This is a genomic window from Halorubrum rarum (assembly GCF_048380895.1).
In the GTDB taxonomy this organism is placed as follows: Archaea; Halobacteriota; Halobacteria; order Halobacteriales; family Haloferacaceae; genus Halorubrum.
In genome coordinates this window covers 1-1,393 of record NZ_JBLWMN010000038.1, presented here as the reverse complement: position 1 = coordinate 1,393, position 1,393 = coordinate 1, and the positions used below count along the sequence as shown (strand labels likewise).

Sequence of the window (1,393 nt, the reverse complement as noted above, 5' to 3'; positions counted from 1 at the left end):
GATATTCCGCGCTGCTCCAATCCAAGCCTTCAAGTAATTTTGTCTACATAGGTTACATATGGCGAAACAGGTCGTTACTCGCACCTACACTGCGTCCATTCGGAACCAGTCTCGGGTGCACGACGACCTTGATTCGCTCGGGTTCGCCGCCTCGAAACTCTGGAACGTCGGACGGTGGACGTGCAGTCGGATCTGGGATGAAATCGATCACATCCCGAACCACAACGAGCTCACCACGTACCTCAAAACCCACGAACGCTATGATGACCTGCATTCTCAGTCAAGTCAGCGAGTTTTGCAAGAACTCGCTGAGGCGTTCAACAGCTGGTACGGCAACCGACGCAACGGAGACACGAGAGCGAACCCGCCCGGCTACCGCAAACACGGCGACGAGCACCCACGTTCGACGGTGACGTTCAAGCAGAAAGGCTTCAAACTCGACACGCAGTACAACCGCGTCCGACTCTCAAAAGGGTCGAACCTCAAACAGTATTGGTCGGATTTCATCCTCTGCAAGTACCAGACTCGCCCCGACGTTGACCTCTCCGCCGTGGAGAACGTCCAACAAGTCAAGATAGTCTGGACGGGCGACGAGTGGACACTCCACTTCGTCTGTAAGGTCGAAATCGACGTGGCTGAAGCCCCCGGTGAGAAGACGGTTGGTGTCGATCTCGGGATCAACAACTTCGCCGCACTCGCCTACGAAGACGGTCACAGCGAGTTGTACCCGCTCAACTGCCTGAAGCAGGACGACTACTACTTCAGCAAGCGAATCGCTCGGTGTGACGACTCGGACTCACAGCAAGCCACTCGGCTGAATCAGAAGAAGTCGGCCCGCCGCACCCACTACTTCCACACGCTCTCCAAGCACATCGTCCAGCGGTGTGTCGAGGAGGACATTGGAACGATCGTGGTGGGCGACCTCTCCGGCATCCGCGAGGACGAGGAGAACGGCGAGTCGAAAAACTGGGGCAAGCACGGCAATCTCGACCTGCACTCGTGGGCGTTCGACCGGTTCACAGACCTGCTCGAATACAAAGCCGAGATGGAAGGCATCACGGTCGAAGAAGTGCCCGAGCGAGATACCTCAAAATCATGTTCATGTTGTGGTCGCAAACGCAAAGCGAACCGTGTCGAACGTGGGCTGTACGTCTGCGATAAGTGTGATATGGTAGCGAACGCAGATGTGAACGGTGCGGAGAACATTCGGCAGAAAGTATCTCCGAGTCCCGCCACGGATGGCGGCGATAGGAGTAACGGCTGGTTGGCACAGCCATCGACGTTCCTGTTTGACACGGGAACTGGTGCGTTCGCACCGCAAGAACACGTAACGTCGTAAACCACAATATCCCAACGTGGGAATCCTCGCCCTTCAGGGCGGGGAGGATGTCAA

General features: G+C 56.4%; 1 protein-coding gene. It reads left to right on the top strand.

Annotated features, from left to right (window positions below):
• Positions 1-58 precede the first annotated feature (58 nt).
• A complete protein-coding gene (locus ACNSN7_RS15525) occupies positions 59-1,339 on the top strand; it encodes an RNA-guided endonuclease InsQ/TnpB family protein (protein ID WP_418283204.1) in 1,281 nt (426 codons plus the stop codon).
• The last annotated feature ends 54 nt before the right edge of the window (positions 1,340-1,393 follow it).

What these genes read in the sequence shown, in the direction of transcription:
- ACNSN7_RS15525 (WP_418283204.1), top strand. Translation starts at nt 59, where the DNA reads ATGGCGAAACAGGTCGTTACTCGCACCTACACTGCGTCCATTCGGAAC.